Origin of the sequence: Streptomyces pristinaespiralis, assembly GCF_001278075.1 — a bacterium.
Lineage (GTDB): Bacteria > Actinomycetota > Actinomycetes > Streptomycetales > Streptomycetaceae > Streptomyces > Streptomyces pristinaespiralis.
In genome coordinates this window covers 1,424,086-1,440,135 of record NZ_CP011340.1, presented here as the reverse complement: position 1 = coordinate 1,440,135, position 16,050 = coordinate 1,424,086, and the positions used below count along the sequence as shown (strand labels likewise).

At 72.1% G+C, this 16,050-nt stretch carries 14 protein-coding genes and 1 tRNA gene; 11 read left to right on the top strand and 4 right to left on the bottom strand.

Going from position 1 to position 16,050, the window contains the following annotated elements:
• The first annotated feature begins 274 nt into the window (after positions 1-274).
• On the top strand, positions 275-754 hold the full coding sequence (locus tag SPRI_RS05970; protein ID WP_037773259.1) for a hypothetical protein: 480 nt from the start codon (positions 275-277) through the stop codon (positions 752-754).
• A gap of 99 nt (positions 755-853) precedes the next feature.
• Positions 854-1,519, top strand: a complete 666-nt coding sequence (locus SPRI_RS05965; protein WP_078951210.1) for a class F sortase — start codon at positions 854-856, stop codon at positions 1,517-1,519.
• A gap of 225 nt (positions 1,520-1,744) precedes the next feature.
• Here SPRI_RS05965 and SPRI_RS05960 read toward each other — a convergent pair whose 3' ends face one another.
• Entirely contained in the window at positions 1,745-3,025 is a 1,281-nt protein-coding gene (locus SPRI_RS05960; protein ID WP_053556744.1) for a DUF2254 domain-containing protein, read from the bottom strand.
• A 210-nt stretch (positions 3,026-3,235) separates the two neighbouring features.
• Between SPRI_RS05960 and SPRI_RS05955 the strand changes: the two genes are divergently transcribed.
• Positions 3,236-3,323, top strand: a tRNA-Leu gene (locus tag SPRI_RS05955).
• A gap of 71 nt (positions 3,324-3,394) precedes the next feature.
• On the opposite strand, the gene SPRI_RS38760 is transcribed toward SPRI_RS05955, so the two are convergent.
• Entirely contained in the window at positions 3,395-5,053 is a 1,659-nt protein-coding gene (locus SPRI_RS38760; protein ID WP_050791424.1) for a serine/threonine-protein kinase, read from the bottom strand.
• Positions 5,054-5,260: 207 nt separating this feature from the next.
• On the opposite strand from SPRI_RS38760, the gene SPRI_RS05945 reads away from it, so the two are divergent.
• The 6 genes from SPRI_RS05945 to rbsD all read left to right on the top strand — a co-directional run bounded on the left by SPRI_RS05945 (position 5,261) and on the right by rbsD (position 12,018).
• Positions 5,261-5,713, top strand: a complete 453-nt coding sequence (locus SPRI_RS05945) for a ribosomal maturation YjgA family protein (protein WP_005309302.1) — start codon at positions 5,261-5,263, stop codon at positions 5,711-5,713.
• 175 nt (positions 5,714-5,888) lie between these two features.
• Positions 5,889-6,923 carry a LacI family DNA-binding transcriptional regulator gene (locus tag SPRI_RS05940; protein WP_005309300.1) on the top strand — a complete coding sequence of 345 codons (1,035 nt, stop codon included), beginning with the start codon at positions 5,889-5,891 and terminating at the stop codon, positions 6,921-6,923.
• A complete protein-coding gene (locus tag SPRI_RS05935) occupies positions 6,920-8,461 on the top strand; it encodes a sugar ABC transporter ATP-binding protein (protein WP_005309298.1) in 1,542 nt (513 codons plus the stop codon). Before SPRI_RS05940 ends, SPRI_RS05935 begins: the two co-directional genes overlap by 4 nt.
• The gene (locus SPRI_RS05930; protein ID WP_005309296.1) at positions 8,451-10,418 is read left to right on the top strand and encodes an ABC transporter permease/substrate-binding protein; all 1,968 of its coding nucleotides are present in this window, start codon (positions 8,451-8,453) and stop codon (positions 10,416-10,418) included. Before SPRI_RS05935 ends, SPRI_RS05930 begins: the two co-directional genes overlap by 11 nt.
• Before the next feature lie 203 nt (positions 10,419-10,621).
• The gene (locus SPRI_RS05925) at positions 10,622-11,629 is read left to right on the top strand and encodes a ribokinase (protein ID WP_050791688.1); all 1,008 of its coding nucleotides are present in this window, start codon (positions 10,622-10,624) and stop codon (positions 11,627-11,629) included.
• Positions 11,626-12,018, top strand: coding sequence for a D-ribose pyranase (rbsD, locus tag SPRI_RS05920; protein WP_005309292.1), 393 nt, complete (start codon positions 11,626-11,628; stop codon positions 12,016-12,018). The genes SPRI_RS05925 and rbsD overlap by 4 nt, the downstream gene beginning before the upstream one ends.
• Before the next feature lie 364 nt (positions 12,019-12,382).
• Here rbsD and SPRI_RS05915 read toward each other — a convergent pair whose 3' ends face one another.
• Positions 12,383-12,709 carry a hypothetical protein gene (locus tag SPRI_RS05915; RefSeq protein WP_234020331.1) on the bottom strand — a complete coding sequence of 109 codons (327 nt, stop codon included), beginning with the start codon at positions 12,707-12,709 and terminating at the stop codon, positions 12,383-12,385.
• A 303-nt stretch (positions 12,710-13,012) separates the two neighbouring features.
• Between SPRI_RS05915 and SPRI_RS05910 the strand changes: the two genes are divergently transcribed.
• Entirely contained in the window at positions 13,013-13,192 is a 180-nt protein-coding gene (locus tag SPRI_RS05910; protein ID WP_005309288.1) for a hypothetical protein, read from the top strand.
• A gap of 461 nt (positions 13,193-13,653) precedes the next feature.
• On the opposite strand, the gene SPRI_RS05905 is transcribed toward SPRI_RS05910, so the two are convergent.
• Positions 13,654-14,604 carry an NADP-dependent oxidoreductase gene (locus SPRI_RS05905; protein WP_005309286.1) on the bottom strand — a complete coding sequence of 317 codons (951 nt, stop codon included), beginning with the start codon at positions 14,602-14,604 and terminating at the stop codon, positions 13,654-13,656.
• A 210-nt stretch (positions 14,605-14,814) separates the two neighbouring features.
• On the opposite strand from SPRI_RS05905, the gene SPRI_RS05900 reads away from it, so the two are divergent.
• Positions 14,815-15,834 (top strand): GlxA family transcriptional regulator, encoded by a 1,020-nt coding sequence (locus SPRI_RS05900; RefSeq protein ID WP_374987879.1) that lies wholly within the window; start codon positions 14,815-14,817, stop codon positions 15,832-15,834.
• Positions 15,835-16,050 lie beyond the last annotated feature (216 nt).

The window sequence follows — 16,050 nt, the reverse complement described above, 5'->3', positions numbered from 1 at the left end:
GGACGCCCGCACGCCCCCTTCCGTACCCGCGCCACGCCCGGGACGGGATGATCCTTAGCCCGTTCGCACGTCTCACGCCGGCACATTCGCCGCGGGGTGAACGCCGCGGCGACCTGCGGCACTGCCCGGTAGGGCGCAGGATCCTGCGCCCTACCGGGTGACCCGCGTCCGGGGACCTCGCATTGCGATGATCACCGACTGTGGGTTGCCTCGTACACGGAGCACAGCAGAGGAGCCGCGCAGAGGGCCGGACACTGCTCCGCTGGAGGAAGACATGCGCATCGCCCGTACCGGTCTCAAGGCCGCCGTGATCGTCGGCGCCCTCGTACTCTCCGCCCCGGCCGCCGCGGCCGCGGACGGCGACATCGAGATCAGCCCGCGCAACGCCCCGGGGGCCACGGTCACCGTCACCACGACCGCCTGCGGAGAGGAGACCTACGGCAAGGGGGAGTCGGAGGCGGGCGGGCAGTTCCACCTCTTCGAGGGTGACCGGAAGGGCGTCCTGGTGGGCGAGTTCCAGGTGCCCGAGGACGCGGCCCCGGGCACCGACACGGTCACCCTGAAGTGTCCCCCGCGTACGAAGGTCACCGGGACCCACCGGATCGGCGACCGTCCCAGCGGAGGGGTCGAGGCGGGCTTCGGCGACGCCACCGGCAAGAGCGCACAACTCGCACTGGGCGGACTCCTCCTCGCCGGCGCGGTCGCCGGCGGAGCGGTCAGGACGCGCCGCGGCTCCGGTGCCGCCCGGACCTGACCACCACCACTCCCACCGGCCCCCGGCCACCGTCACGGTGACCGGGGGCCGGCCGGGTCCCACGCACACCCCAGCCCCTGCCGAGCAAAGGCCCGCCCGATGGACGACACACCGACGCGACCGACCACCGACGCGGCCCGCCTCCCCTCCTACAAGGTGCTCGTCTGCGCCGCGATCGCCGGGGCGGTGCTCGTGGGCAGCGCGCTGTACGAGGAGAGCCCGCCGCAGCCGTCGCCGGCGCAGCACAGGGCCGCCGCCGCCCGGCCCGCCCCGCAGCGCCCGCCGCAGCCGCCGGCCGTCAAGCCGCTCGGCCCCGCGGACCCCGTCCGTCTGCTGATCCCGGCCATCGGCGTGAACGCCCCGCTGATCCGACTGCAGTTGAACGAGAAGGGGGCGCTGCGGCCGCCGCCGGCCGCAGCGCCCGCCCTGGCCGGCTGGTACGGCGGCGGTGCGACCCCCGGGGAGAACGGCACCGCCGTGACCGCCGGACACGTGGACACTCCCGCCGGGCGGGGCGTCTTCTACCGGCTCGGGTCGCTCGGCAAGGGCGACACCATCGACGTCGTACGCAAGGACCGGCGCACGGCCGTCTTCACCGTCGACGGCGTGGAGGTCCACGACAAGAACGACTTCCCGGACGAGAAGGTCTACGGCGACTCCGGCCGTCCCGAACTGCGGGTGATCACGTGCGGCGGCGACCGGTCCGCGAAAGGCGGCTACGAGGGCAACGTCGTCGTCTACGCGACGCTCACCGCCGTGAAGTAGCCGGCCGGCCCTCCGGCGGGCCTGTGCGGCGGACGTGCCCGCCGCCGGCTCGTGCCGATTGCCCGGCCGGTCCGCCGCACAGAACCGCGGGTCCGCCGGCTCGCCGGTCCGGGCCGCCCCGCGGGCCCGCCGCCCCGCCGCCGACCCGCCGCCGACGCGTCCGTCGGCCCGCGCCCGTCGCCGGAGCGCCTGTCGGCCCGAGCTTGTCGGCCCGCGCCCGTCCGGTCAGCCGATGCCCTGGCGGTCCGGCTCGAGCGCGAAGTCGCGTTCGGCGGGGTCCGGTACCGACTGCCGCACGGCGCGGACCAGCATCTCCCGGTGGCGCTCGAGCGGAGCGCGCCGCTCAGGAGGCACGAGCTGGAGCAGGTCCTCGAGCCCGGCCATCATGCGCCGCGTGACCTGAGGGCTGCCCACCGCGCACCCCCGTAGCTCGGCGAAGCCGAGGTCGACCAGGTCGTCCCACCCGGACACCTGCTGGATCAGCCGCACCCGGCCCCGTCCGTCCTGGTGGTACACCGTGCCCAGCGGCCGGTGGGAGACGACGGCGAGAAACTGCACGATGCGGTCCAGGCACTGCACGGCCGTGGTCGGGTCGTTCACCGACGACGACATCGCCCGCAGGCCGATGTCGGCCAACTGGCGCAGCCCGAAGGTCAGGTCACGCCGGAACGTGCGCTCCACGCCGACCGACACGGCGGACTGCAGCGCACGCCGGGCCGCGGACGACAGTTGATGGTCCGCGTCGCCGTGGACCGTGAGGACGGGTGTCCCGGGCACGACGAAGTCCCCGACCCGGGGGATGAGCCGCAGCACCACGTCATGGCGCCGGGCCACCCGCACCAGCCGGGCGACATCGACGTCCCGCAGCGCCCCCGACCGCCCCTGGTGACTGATGCGGGCGATCTCCTCGGCCGGTGGCTCCCCGGGCGCGTCGGACCTCGGCATACGCGCCAGTGCCCCGAACGCCTCCCGGGTGACCCGGTCCACCACGGGACCCACTTTCATCAGCTGAAGCGTCTGTGTCACGTAGGCGATGAACAGCAGCAGACTCAACGCGACCATGAGCAGCGTCAGGATGCTCTGCATCACCGGCACGGACGTCACCTCCCGTGGGTTGCGTTCGCTCTCGAAGGCCGTCAGCACCAGCAGCGACAGCAGGAACGTGGAGAGGAAGACGGAGAAGGTGAGCTTGCTGATACGGCTCCTGATGAAGATGCGCACCACGCGGGGGCTGAAGTTGCCGGCCGCCATCTGCACCGCGACGAGCGAGATGCTGAAGACCACACCGATGAAGGTCATCATCGCGGACGCGATCGTGGTGACGATGGTCTTGGCGTCGTCGGCGATCGCCATGAGCTCGCGAAGGCTCCGGAAGTCCTCTTCGTCCCGCAGTGTGTCGACGATCAGGGTGTCGACGGCGTCGGCGAGGGCCCAGACGACGAAGACGAGGATCAGCGCCACGGTGGGGGCGAACCAGAACGTCTCGCGCAGATGCTCGCGCAGCATGGACAGGGCGCGGGGCGGACGGTAGGTGCGACGTTGACTCACACGGCCGACGGTAACCAAACGCAGCGCGTCTGCTCGGATACACGCTGTAGCGTCTCTCTCCGCGTGCCGCTCGCACCCCACTGACCACGCAATATGCAGGTGAGAGGCACTGCGAACCCCTGGTATTGTTGTCCATGTCGCCGCGGGAGACCGGGGCGAATCACCTGAGTCCGGGTGGCGGAATGGCAGACGCGCTAGCTTGAGGTGCTAGTGCCCTTTATCGGGCGTGGGGGTTCAAGTCCCCCCTCGGACACCAGCAGGACCCCAGTTCATCTGGGGTCCTTTTGCTTTGCGTGGCGGGACTGCCGCGGTGGGGGCGACGCGCCGTCAGGACGCGGTGGGGTGCTTCGGGGCCCGCAGTCGGAACGTGCTGTGGACCAGCGCCGCGCATCCCAGGGCGAAGAACCACGCGCCCGAGCCGAGGAACGAGAGGTCGCCGCGGCCGCTGAGCTGTTCGCCGACCCAGAAGGCGAACAGCCCGGTAGTGAACATGGTGCTCCAGAGGTGCAGGCGTCGTATCCGCGACGGCACAGGCTTCAGGGGGGAGCGGTGCAGCGCGAAGAGCGTTGTGGCACAGGTGCACACACCGAGCACGGCGACCAGCGCGAGCGGCCAGGAGCCGCCGAACGGCCAGGCGGCCGAGTACGCCCAGTAGGTGGAGAACAAGCTCTGGAAGAGCGGTGTGCCCCAGTGGAAGGGCAGCGACAGGGCCGGCACCAGTGACGCTCCGGCGACCCACAAGGGAATCGCGCGCCGGAGCGCCGAGGTCGGTGCGGTCACGGTGGGGTTCTCTGCGGTCCGCACAGGGCGGGGGCGTCGGGCCCTGGCGGCCGGTTCCGGTCCCGTGCCTGCGGCCCTCGAGGCCACCGGCGGTCGGTTGGCTCCGCCCTTCGTTGCCCGGGCGGTCGTGCCCGGCGTGGGGCCGGTGGCTCGGGCAGGAGTGGTGGTGGCCGGGCCGGCGGGGGCGGCCGTCGTGGGCTGCGCGGATACCGACGGGGTTACGCCGGGTCTCGACCGGACCGGCGGAGCAGGCGGGGAGGCCGGGGGCGCGACCTCGGGCTCCGGCGTCGGGGGCACTGACGCAGCGGGCGCGGTGACGGTGGCCGGCAGCGCGCGTGCGACCTGCTCGGGCAGCCAGACGGCGGCCTCGGTGACGACCTCGGTGGGTGTGTAGCCGCCCGCGTTCGTCAGCTGAGTGAGTTCCTCGATGAGCTCACCCACCGTCGGGCGGTCGGCGGGGTCCTTGGCCAGACAGCGGTCGATGATCTCCAGGCCCGGCCCGGGCAGTTGGTCGAGACGCGGTTCCTCGTACGCGATACGGAAGTTGAGCGACTGTGCCGAGCCGGTGCCGAAGGGGCCGGTGCCGGTGGCCGCGTACGTCAGCACCGCGCCGAACGCGAATACGTCGGTGGCCGGTGAGACGGGCGTGCCGACGAGCTGTTCGGGAGCCATGAAGCCGGGGGTGCCCAGGATCGTTCCGGTGCGGGTGAGCGAGGTGGCCTCGGTCGCCACGGAGATCCCGAAGTCGACGACCCGGGGCCCGTCGGGAGCGACGAGCACGTTGGAGGGCTTCAGGTCCCGGTGGACCAGACCGGCCGCGTGGATGGCCTCGAGGGCCTCGGCCAGGCCCGCGCCCAGCGCGCGCACCGAGTCCGTCGGCCAGGGTCCGTGCGCCGCGACCGCTTGGTCCAGGGCCATCCCGGGCACGTAGGCGGTGGCCAGCCACGGGGGCGAACCGTCGGGGTCGGCGTCGACCAGAGCGGCCGTGAAGAAGCCGGTGACCTTCCGGGCGGCCGCCACCTCCTGGGCGAACCTGCGGCGGAAACCGGGGTCCTCTGCCAACTCCGGCCGGACCACCTTCACCGCCACCAGGCGTCCGCTGGGCGAACGCCCCAGGAAGACCCGCCCCATTCCGCCGGCGCCCAGCAATGCGGAGATCCGATACCGGCCCACCTGCTGCGGATCGGTTGGCTTCAGCCCTTCCATCAGGCTCCCCCTGACTCACCCCGTGCGCGCCGCACCTGCGTCATTACACACCACAGACACATGTCGCACAGCCACCCCCGTCTCCCGGGCGCGTAACTCCCCCGGACGTGCGCGGCAGTTGTGAGTCCTCGCCCTCGGCCAAGAGCGAACTGCCGGACACGCAACGCGGCACGACCCACTCAAGAGAGCCCTACTAGTGTGATCGGCATGATTCACAGGGCAATCGGCGGACCGGCGCGCACCCGGCTCGTCGCCGCCGTGGCCGCGGTCGTGACGGTCGTGGCCGGCCTCGCGGTCAGGGCGACGGCGCAGGGGAGCGTCGCCAAGTACGCGGGGGACGCCCTGTACACCGTCCTGATCCTCACCCTCGTCGTGCTCGTGGCGCCTCGGTCCCGGCCCGTCGCGGCCGCCGGGGCGGCGCTCGCGTTCAGCTGGGCGGTCGAGTTCCTGCAACTCACCGCCCTGCCCGCCGAGTTGTCCCGGCAGTCCGTCATGGCCCGGCTGGTCCTGGGGTCCACCTTCAACGCGCCCGACCTTCTCTGGTACGCCGTGGGCGCCGTCCTGGGATGGCTCGCCCACACCTCGTTCAGGCGCCGGCCCGCCCCGGTGTCCCCTCCGGTCCCCGTACGCGTGCGGGTACGGAACGGCGACGCACGGTAGCCGCCCCGGCCCGTCAGCTCATCTGAGCGCCCTCGTCACGATCTGGTCTCGCCCGCTGCCGAAGGCTTGCCAACCCGGCCGTGTAAACGTTTCCATCTCTGCGTGTAAACGTTTCCATGCGTCGAGGCGCATGGGAGTCGAAGGCTTTCGGGATCCACAAGGAGGTGGTCCGGACATGGCCGGCATCAAGGATGTGGCCGCCGCCGCGGGACTGTCCGTCGCGACGGTCTCGCGGGCGCTCAACAACCACCCCTCCGTCAGTCCCGAGGCCAGGGCGCGCGTCCTCGCCGCCGTCGAGGCGCTCGGATACCGGCCCAACGCGGTCGCCAGGTCGCTGCGCACGGACCAGACCCGCACCATCGGGCTCGTCATCAGCGACGTCCTCAACCCGTACTTCACCGAGCTGGCCCGCTCCGTCGAGGACGAGGCCCGCACCCGCGGCTACAGCGTCATCATCGGCAACGCCAACGAGCGGCCGGACCTCCAGGACCACCACGTCCGCACCCTGCTCGAGCGCAGGATCGACGGGCTGCTCGTCTCGCCGGCCGACGGGCGCTCCCCGCTGATGCTCGACACGGCCGGCGGCGGCACCCCCATGGTCTTCGTCGACCGGTGGATTCCCGGCGTCGACGTCCCCGTCGTCCGCGCCGACGGCCGCGACGCCGTCCGCGACCTCGTCGCCCACCTGCACGGTCTCGGCCACCGGCGGCTCGCGATCATCGCCGGCCCCGCGGCCACCACCACCGGCCAGGAACGTGTCGATGCCTTCCGGGAGGCGCTGCACGCCTACGGACTGCCGCTTCCCGACGAGTACATCGGCCAGGGCGACTTCCAGGCCGACAGCGGACGCCGCGCGACCGAGCGCTTCCTCGACCTGCCCCGGCCGCCCGAGGCCGTCTTCGCCGCCGACAACCTGATGGCCCTCGGCGCGCTCGACGCGATCCGCGCCCGCGGGCTGCGCGTCCCCGACGACATCGGACTCGCCGCCTTCGACGACATCCCGTGGTTCGTCCACACCGACCCGCCCATCACGGCGATCGCCCAGCCGACCGCCGAGCTGGCCAGAGCCGCCGTACGGGCGCTGGTCGACCTGATCGAAGGCAGACCCCCGCAGTCCGTCACCCTCCCCGCCACCCTCGTCGTACGCCGTTCCTGCGGCGAGCCGCCGGCCCCCGCCCCCACCACCTCCCAGCGAAGGAGCAACTTGTGAGCAGCCCGGACGAGTTGCTGCGCATCGAAGGCATCCGCAAGACCTTCCCCGGCGTGGTCGCCCTCGACTCCGTCGACTTCGACCTGCGCCGCGGCGAGGTCCACGTCCTCCTCGGCGAGAACGGAGCCGGCAAGAGCACCCTCATCAAGATGCTCTCCGGCGCCTACCGGCCCGACAGCGGACGCATACTCGCGGAAGGGCGCGAGGTGCGCATCCACAGCGCCCAGGACGCGGAACGCCTCGGCATCGCCACCATCTACCAGGAGTTCAACCTGGTCCCCGACCTGACGGTCGCCGAGAACATCTTCCTCGGCCGCCAGCCGCGGCGCTTCGGCATGATCGACCGCAGGACGATGGAGGCCCGGGCGCAGGAACTCCTCGACCGCGTCGGCGTCCAGGTGTCCCCGCGGGCACGTGTCCGCGATCTCGGCATCGCCCGCCTCCAGATGGTGGAGATCGCCAAGGCCCTCAGCCTCGACGCCCGCGTCCTGATCATGGACGAGCCGACCGCCGTGCTGACCACGGAGGAGGTCGACAAGCTCTTCCGCATCGTGCGGCAACTGCGCGAGGACGGCGTCGGCATCGTCTTCATCACCCACCACCTCGAGGAGATCGCCGCCCTCGGCGACCGCGTCACCGTCCTGCGCGACGGCCGCTCCGTCGACCAGGTACCCGCCTCCACGCCCGAGGACGAACTCGTACGGCTCATGGTGGGCCGCTCCATCGAGCAGCAGTACCCGCGCGAGCGTCCCGAGACCGGCGAGCCGCTGCTGTCCGTCCGCGGACTGACCCGCGACGGCGTCTTCCACGACATCAGCTTCGAGGTGCGGGCCGGCGAGGTCGTCGGCCTCGCCGGACTGGTGGGCGCGGGCCGCACCGAGGTCGCCCGCGCCGTCTTCGGCGCCGACCCCTACGACCGGGGCAGCGTCCAGGTCCTCGGCCGCTCGCTGCCCACCCACGACGTGGGCGCCGCGATGGGCGCCGGGATCGGACTCGTACCCGAGGACCGCAAGGGCCAGGGCCTGGTCCTCGACGCGTCCGTGCAGGAGAACCTCGGCCTGGTCACCCTGCGTTCGGCGACCCGTGCCGGACTCGTCGACCTCAAGGCGCAGCGCACCGCCGCCGCCCGCGTCGCCGAGCAGCTCGGTGTCCGGATGGCCGGCCTCGGCCAGCATGTACGCACCCTGTCCGGCGGCAACCAGCAGAAGGTCGTCATCGGCAAGTGGCTGCTCGCCGACACCCGCGTACTGATCCTCGACGAACCCACCCGAGGCATCGACGTCGGCGCCAAGGTCGAGATCTACCAGCTCGTCAACGAGCTCACCGCCTCCGGCCACGCCGTCCTGATGATCTCCAGCGACCTGCCGGAAGTGCTCGGCATGAGCGACCGGGTGCTGGTCATGGCCCAGGGCCGGATCGCCGGTGAACTCGACGCCGGACAAGCCACCCAGGACGCGGTGATGGCCCTCGCCGTCACCACCGCGGCCCCCGCGAACGACCCCGCAGTGAACGAAGAGGAGAGCCCCCGTGGCCACTGACACGCTGAAGAACGACAGGGGCGCGAGCGGCGCCCCGGCGGGAGGCTCCGCGCTCCGTCGCATACTCCTCGACAACGGCGCCCTGACCGCTCTCGTCGTCCTGCTCGTCGCGATGTCGCTGCTCTCCGGCGACTTCCTGACGACGCAGAACCTGCTCAACGTCGGCGTCCAGGCCGCCGTCACCGCGATCCTCGCGTTCGGTGTCACCTTCGTCATCGTCTCCGCAGGCATCGACCTGTCCGTCGGCTCCGTCGCCGCCCTGTCCGCCACCGTGCTGGCCTGGACGGCGACCAGCGAGGGAGTGCCGGTCTGGCTGGCCGTCATCCTTGCCGTCGCGACCGGCGCGGCCTGCGGCCTCGTCAACGGCGCGCTCGTCTCGTACGGCAAGCTGCCGCCGTTCATCGCCACCCTCGCGATGCTGTCGATCGGCCGCGGACTGTCCCTGGTCATCTCCCAGGGCAGCCCCATCGCGTTCCCCGAATCCGTGTCCGGGCTCGGCGACACGCTCGGCGGCTGGCTGCCCGTCCCCGTCCTCGTGATGATCGCGATGGGCCTGCTCACCGCGCTGATCCTCGGCCGCACCTACATCGGCCGCTCCATGTACGCGATCGGCGGCAACGAGGAGGCAGCCCGCCTCTCCGGCCTGCGCGTCAAGCGGCAGAAGCTCGTCATCTACGCACTGTCCGGCCTCTTCGCCGCCGTCGCGGGTGTCGTCCTCGCCTCCCGGCTCGCCTCCGCCCAGCCGCAGGCCGCACAGGGCTACGAGCTCGACGCCATCGCCGCCGTCGTCATCGGCGGCGCCAGCCTCGCCGGCGGCGTCGGCAAGGCGTCCGGCACCCTGATCGGCGCGCTGATCCTCGCCGTGCTGCGCAACGGTCTCAACCTCCTGTCCGTGTCCGCCTTCTGGCAGCAGGTCGTCATCGGTGTCGTCATCGCCCTCGCGGTGCTGCTGGACACCCTCCGCCGCCGTGCCGGGGCCACGGGAGGCGGCGCGGCCGCGGCCGGGACCGGAAGCTCCGGCGGGAAGAAGAAGGGCGCGGCGAAGTTCGCCGTCGCCGCGGCGATCGTCGCCGCCGTCGTCGGCGCGGTCTCGCTCCTCAACCCCGGCCCGTCCTCGACGAACACGAGGATCGGCATGTCGCTGTCCACGCTCAACAACCCCTTCTTCGTGCAGATGAAGGAGGGCGCGCAGGCCGAGGCCGAGGCCGCGGGCATCGACCTCACGGTCACCGACGCGCAGAACGACGCCTCCCAGCAGGCCAACCAGCTCCAGAACTTCACCAGCTCCGGAGTGAAGTCCGTCATCGTCAACCCGGTGGACTCCGACGCGGTCGGCCCGGCCGTGCGCGGTGCCAACAAGGCCGACATCCCGGTCATCGCCGCCGACCGCGGCGTGAACAAGGCCGAGACCACCGCCCTGGTGGCCTCCGACAACGTCGCCGGCGGCAGGCTCGCCGCGAAGACGCTGGCCGAGAAGCTCGGCGGCAAGGGCAGGATCGTGATCCTTCAGGGCACGGCCGGCACCTCCGCCAGCCGCGAGCGCGGCGCGGGCTTCGCCGAGGGACTCAAGGCCTACCCGGGCATCCAGGTCCTCGCCAAGCAGCCCGCGGACTTCGACCGCACCAAGGGCCTCGACGTCATGACCAACCTGCTCCAGGCCAACCCCGGCATCAACGGCGTCTTCGCCGAGAACGACGAGATGGCACTGGGCGCGGTCAAGGCACTCGGCAGCAAGGCCGGCAGCTCGGTCTCCGTCGTCGGCTTCGACGGCACCCCCGACGGCCTGAAGGCGGTCGAGGCGGGGACGCTGTACGCGTCGATCGCCCAGCAGCCCGCGGAACTGGGCAAGATCGCCGTTCAGAACGCGGTCAGGGCCGCGCAGGGCAAGAGCGTCGAGAGCATGGTGAAGGTGCCGGTCAAGGTCGTCACCCGCGAGAACGTCGCGGACTTCTCATGACGGCGCAGGAGGGAGGCCGGTCTCGCGTGACGCCGCAGGACGGTGACCGGTCGGGCATGACGGCGCAGGACGGTGGCGGGTCTCGCGTGACGCCGCAGGACGGTGACCGGTCGGTCGTGACGGCGCAGGAGGGTGGCGGGTCTCGCGTGACGCCGCAGGACGGTGGCCGGTCGGACGTGACGGCGCAGGAAGAAGGGCTCCGCATGGACGAGCGCGTGGAGACGCGCCCGCAGGGAGGTGTCCGGCGGGGAACGGGCGACTACGACCTGCTGGTCGTGGGGTCGGCCAACGCCGACCTGGTCATCGGCGTCGAACGCCGCCCCGCCGCGGGCGAGACGGTCCTCGGCTCCGACCTGACCGTCCACCCCGGCGGCAAGGGCGCCAACCAGGCCGTCGCCGCCGCCCGCCTCGGCGCCCGTACCGCGCTGCTGGCCAGGGTCGGCGACGACGCCCACGGGCGGCTGCTGCTCGACTCGCAGCGGGCGGCCGGCGTCGACACCGACGGCGTCCTGGTCGGCGGGGCGCCCACCGGCGTCGCGCTGATCACCGTCGACCCGTCGGGCGACAACAGCATCGTCGTCTCACCGGGCGCCAACGGCCGGCTCACCCCCGGCGACATCCGGGGCGCGCGTGAACTGCTCGCCCGCGCCCGGGTGGTGTCGCTCCAGCTGGAGATCCCGCTCGACACCGTCGCCGAGGTCGCCCGCGCACTGCCGTCGGGGACCAGGCTCGTACTCAACCCGTCCCCGCCGGCGCCGCTGCCCGAGGACGTGCTCGCCGTGTGCGACCCGCTGGTCGTCAACGAGCACGAGGCGCGATACGTGCTGGGCGAGGCCGGCGACCGCCCCGAGGACTGGGCGCGCGACCTGCTGGCCCTCGGCCCGCGCTCGGTCGTCGTGACGCTCGGCGCGGAGGGCGCGCTCGTCGCGGACGCGGGCGGCTGCGTGCGCCTGCCGAGCCCTGAGGTCGACGCGGTCGACACCACGGGGGCCGGTGACGCGTTCACGGCAGCTCTCGCCTGGCGGCTCGGACTCGGCGAAACCCTGGCCGAGGCGGCCGGGTTCGCGGTCCGGGTCGGCGCTGCGGCCGTCACCGGCAGGGGAGCGCAGGAGTCGTTCCCGAGGGCGGGTGACTCCTTGCCGGGCGAGGGGGAGTCGGTGCCGTCCGGCGAGGGGTCCGTGCAGTCCGTGGGAGAGTCCGGGGTCCGGTGAAGAAGAACGGCATCCTCAACCGCCATCTGGCGGGTGCCCTGGCCGAGTTGGGCCACGGCGACACCGTCCTGGTCTGCGACGTCGGCATGCCGGTCCCGTCGTCGGTCCCGCGCGTGGTCGACCTCGCCTTCCGGGCCGGTATCCCGTCCTTCGCCGACGTGCTCGACGGCCTGCTCGACGAGCTGGTGATCGAGTCCGCGACAGCCGCCCTCGAGGTCCACGACGCCAATCCGCCCGCGGCCCGCCTGCTCGCGGAACGGCTCCCGGTGCTGGACTTCGTCACGCACGACGAGCTCAAGGCCCGCAGCCGGGACGCCGGCCTGGTGGTGCGGACGGGGGAGGCGCGGCCCTACGCGAACGTACTGCTGCGCTGCGGCGTCTTCTTCTGAAGCGGAAAGGGCCGGTGCGGCGAGTGTCCGGGGCCGGTCGTCTGTGAGGGAACGGTGGTCGTCTCTTCACGGCACGTTCCAAAAGCCGGACCGTGATGAATGCCGTGCGGTGGCCGGGGCTCTGTCCGGGCCACCGACTTCGGCGTGTCCGGGCGCCCTACCCGCAGAGAGGGATCGTCTCTGTTCCCGGCCCGACGCCCGTAACGGAATTCGTGGTGACCGGTGATTCGCGGTAGAACGCAATAACGTGCCGGAGCGTGAAAGGCATGCGAATGGGCCCCGGTACGGGAAGCGTTCCGGGGCCCGCTCGAGCAACGCACAACCGACAGGGACCAAAAGCGGTCCTTCTCGGACTGCGGTGGTATCAGATGCCGGTGGTCTGCACCGAGACGAGACCGGTGGCCGCGGCGACCGGCACGACGGCCGCGACGGACTGGACGGTGCCGACGACGTCACCGACGTTCACGGCGGCGCCGTAGCCGTTGACACCGGCGTGGGCGCTCGCGATACCGCCGGCAATGCCGTCCAGCTCGCTGTCGGAAATTTCGGCGGTCTCAACCGGGGTGAAGCCGTTACGCACTATCTCTCCCTTTCCATGCGGGGGGATTCCTGAACTGACGCCGACCGTACGCGCGTCAAAGGGAAACGGGCGGACGTGAAACGCCGCCCTGCGCCCGGAATGGGCGTCCACGATCAGGACTCCCGTTCCCGAGGATGAGATCACGCCAACGGGTCAACCGGCAACTGAGGTTCCGTTTCTGACGGGTGAATACTTCTTCACGACAACACCAAATAGTGTGCACTTTTCCGCGGGGCAGCGGGGGGTGAATAACGCCTCCGTCGACCCGGGCGCTCGGGGTCTCCGGCCGACCCCCGGGCCGCTGCGGATGCGGCATCGGCGGCCGCAGCTCCGGGTTGTGGCGGCGAGAGGGTCTGACTGCGGGCTGCGGGGGCAGACGAGCCGTAAGCGAACACGATGTGAGGGAGTTGTCCGATGCTGGGTCTGGCCGCCGCGGTGATGTTCTTCATCGCGTTCCTGATCAACGCCGCCGAGATCGATACGAACGAAGTCTTCGCGTCGACGAACGTGATGCTCCTGGGTCTGACGCTGCTCGCACTCCATGTCGCGGGCGTCGGCTCGTCCTGGAGGTCCGGCCGGACGCGTCGGCGCTGAGAGTCCGACCCGTACCGATGCCCCGTGCCGTCCTCGCGGACGGCCCGTTCGGCTCGCTCGGTGAATCGAACCGGAGGACATGATGGCCCTGATGACGACGGCGGCCGTGGACGCCGCGGCCGCTTCCGGATGGCTGCACGTGACGGTGATCGTGGTGGCGCTCTCCGTCCTCGTGCACAGCCTGGTCCGGCACAACCGCTGACGCCCGCTTCGTGCACAGCCTGGTGCGGCACAACCGGTGACGCCCGCTTCGGGTCCAGCCTGGTGCGGCACAACCGCTGACGCCCGCTTCGGGCCCAGTGGTGCGGCACAACCGCTGACGCCCGCTTCGGGCCCAGCCGCGACCCTGGTGGTGCGACCACCCGACACGAAGCCGTTCCACGTGACCGGACCCTGGCGGTCCGGACGCCCGGTGCGCCCGACCCGAGAGGGACGGGCAGGCCCCGGACCGCCGGAAAGGGTCAGCCCTCGCGGACCGAGAGGACGATCTTGCCCCGGGTGCGGCCGGCCTCGCCGAGCCGGTGGGCGTCCTCGGCCCGCTCCAGCGGCAGCACCGTCTCCACCACGGGCCGCAGCCGCCCCGCCGCGACCAGTCCGGCCAGTGCCCGCATGCCCGTGGAGTCGGGTTCCACCAGCGTGAAGCCGGTGCGCACACCCCGACCCGCCCCGGCGGGGACCTCGTCCGGAGACGGCAGGGTGACGAGCGTGCCGCCGTCCCGCAGCACCGCGAGCGACCGCGGCCCGTAGTCGCCTCCGACCGAGTCCAGCACCACGTCCACGGTCCTGCCCAGCGCCGTCACGAAATCCTGGCGGGTGTAGTCGATGATCTCGTCCGCGCCGAGTTCCTTGAGCAGCGCGTGCTTGTCCTCACGGGCGGTGCCGACGACGTACGCGCCGTGTGCCGAGGCGATCTGCACGGCGAGGTGGCCCACGCCGCCCGCCGCCGCGTGGATCAGGACCCGCTGCCCGCCGGTCAGGCCCGCCGTCTCCACCAGTGCCTGCCATGCGGTCAGCCCTGCCAGCGGCAGGGCGGCCGCCTCGATGTGGGTGAGCTCCGCGGGCTTCAAGGCGAAGTGCCGCGCCGGACCCGTGACGTACTCGGCGTAGCCGCCGGCCTGCCGCGGAAACTCGGGCATGCCGAAGACCTCGTCGCCCGGCCGGTACAGCGTGACGCCCGGCCCCACCTGTTCGACGACACCCGACACGTCGTACCCCAGCACCGGCGGCTCGCCGTGCATCCCGAAGCCGCCCGTCGCCCGGGTCTTCCAGTCGACCGGGTTCACACCGGCGGCGTGCACCCTGACGAGAATCTCGGTCGGGCCCGGCACGGGCCGGGGAAGGTGGGCGGGGGTCAGGGTCCCGGGGCCTCCCCAGGAGGGGACGGTGATCGCGCGCATCGTGGTGCCGTTCATGGAATGTCCTTTCGCGTCCGATGTACCCGACCACCATCTGCGGTCAGCCGGTCCCACAGAACTGGCCAGATGGCCATGATGTGACAGAATCTGGCCATGACCCTCGACAGGCAGCGCGCCCGGATCACGGAATGGACACCCGAGGAGGGCTGCGTCGTGCCGCCCGGATCCCACCCGCACCGGGTCGCCGTGCTCGCCCTCGACGGCGTGATGACCTTCGAACTGGGGATTCCCGCCCGTATCTTCGGCACCGCCCGCGACGCGGACGGCACGGCGCTGTACGCGGTGGACGTCTGCACTCCCGACGGCGCTTCCGTGCGCACGGAAGCCGGCTTCTCCATCGACGTCCAGCACGGTGCCGAGGCACTGGAACGCGCGGACACCGTGGTCGTCGCCGCCACGCACCGCCTCGGCGTCATCGGAGAGCAGGGCGTGCTGCCCGAGCCGGTGGCAGCGGCCGTGGCCAGGATCCGGCCCGGTACCCGGATCGTTTCGATCTGCACCGGCGCCTTCGTGCTCGCCGCAGCAGGGCTCCTCGACGGCCGCCCGGCCACCACCCACTGGGCGGAGGCGGAGCACTTCCGGCGGCTGTTCCCCCGCGTCCGGTTCGACGAGGACGTGCTCTTCGTCGACGACGGCGATCTGCTGACCTCGGCCGGCGCGGCGGCCGGCGTCGACGTCTGTCTTCACCTGGTCCGCCGTGACCACGGCAGCGCGCTCGCCAATCAGGTGGCCCGGCGCTGCATCGTCCCACCGTGGCGGGACGGCGGCCAGGCCCAGTACATCGAGCGTCCGGTGCCCGCCCCCACGGCCGCCACGACCGCGCCCACCCGCGCCTGGGCGCTCGAACGCCTGCACCGCCCGCTGACCCTGGGGGAGCTGGCGGGCCACGCCGGGATGAGCGTGCGGACCTTCACCCGGCGGTTCCGTGACGAGGCCGGTGTCACTCCAGGTCAGTGGCTCACGGCCCAACGGGTCGAGTTCGCGAAGCAGTTGCTGGAGACCAGCGACCTGTCCATCGACCTGGTGGCGGACCGTGCCGGATTCGGGAGTGCCAACTCCCTGCGCCAGCACATGCGAGAACTCGTCGGCGTTTCGCCTGCCGCGTACCGCCGCACCTTCCACGCCTCAGCAGGCGTCCCGACAGCCCGGCGCAGGGTCGTCGGGCCGGGAGCGTCCGGGGTCGCCCGGGGCCGGCAGGGCCCGGGGGCCCGACGCGCCACAGCATGACGAGTACGCCCCGGGCGTCGTCCGCCGCTGCGCAGCGTCGCCTTCGCGGTCGGCGCGCCCGGTGCGCACCGTGCCCCGGCTGAGGGCCGGGGTGGAGGGCGGCGGGGTGTGAGACGGGGGGCGGATCGGACACGTCGCGGATCGGAAACGTCGCGGATCGGAAACGTCGCGGATCGGTCAGGAATCGAGAAGCGCGGTCACGGGGCCGTCCCTAGC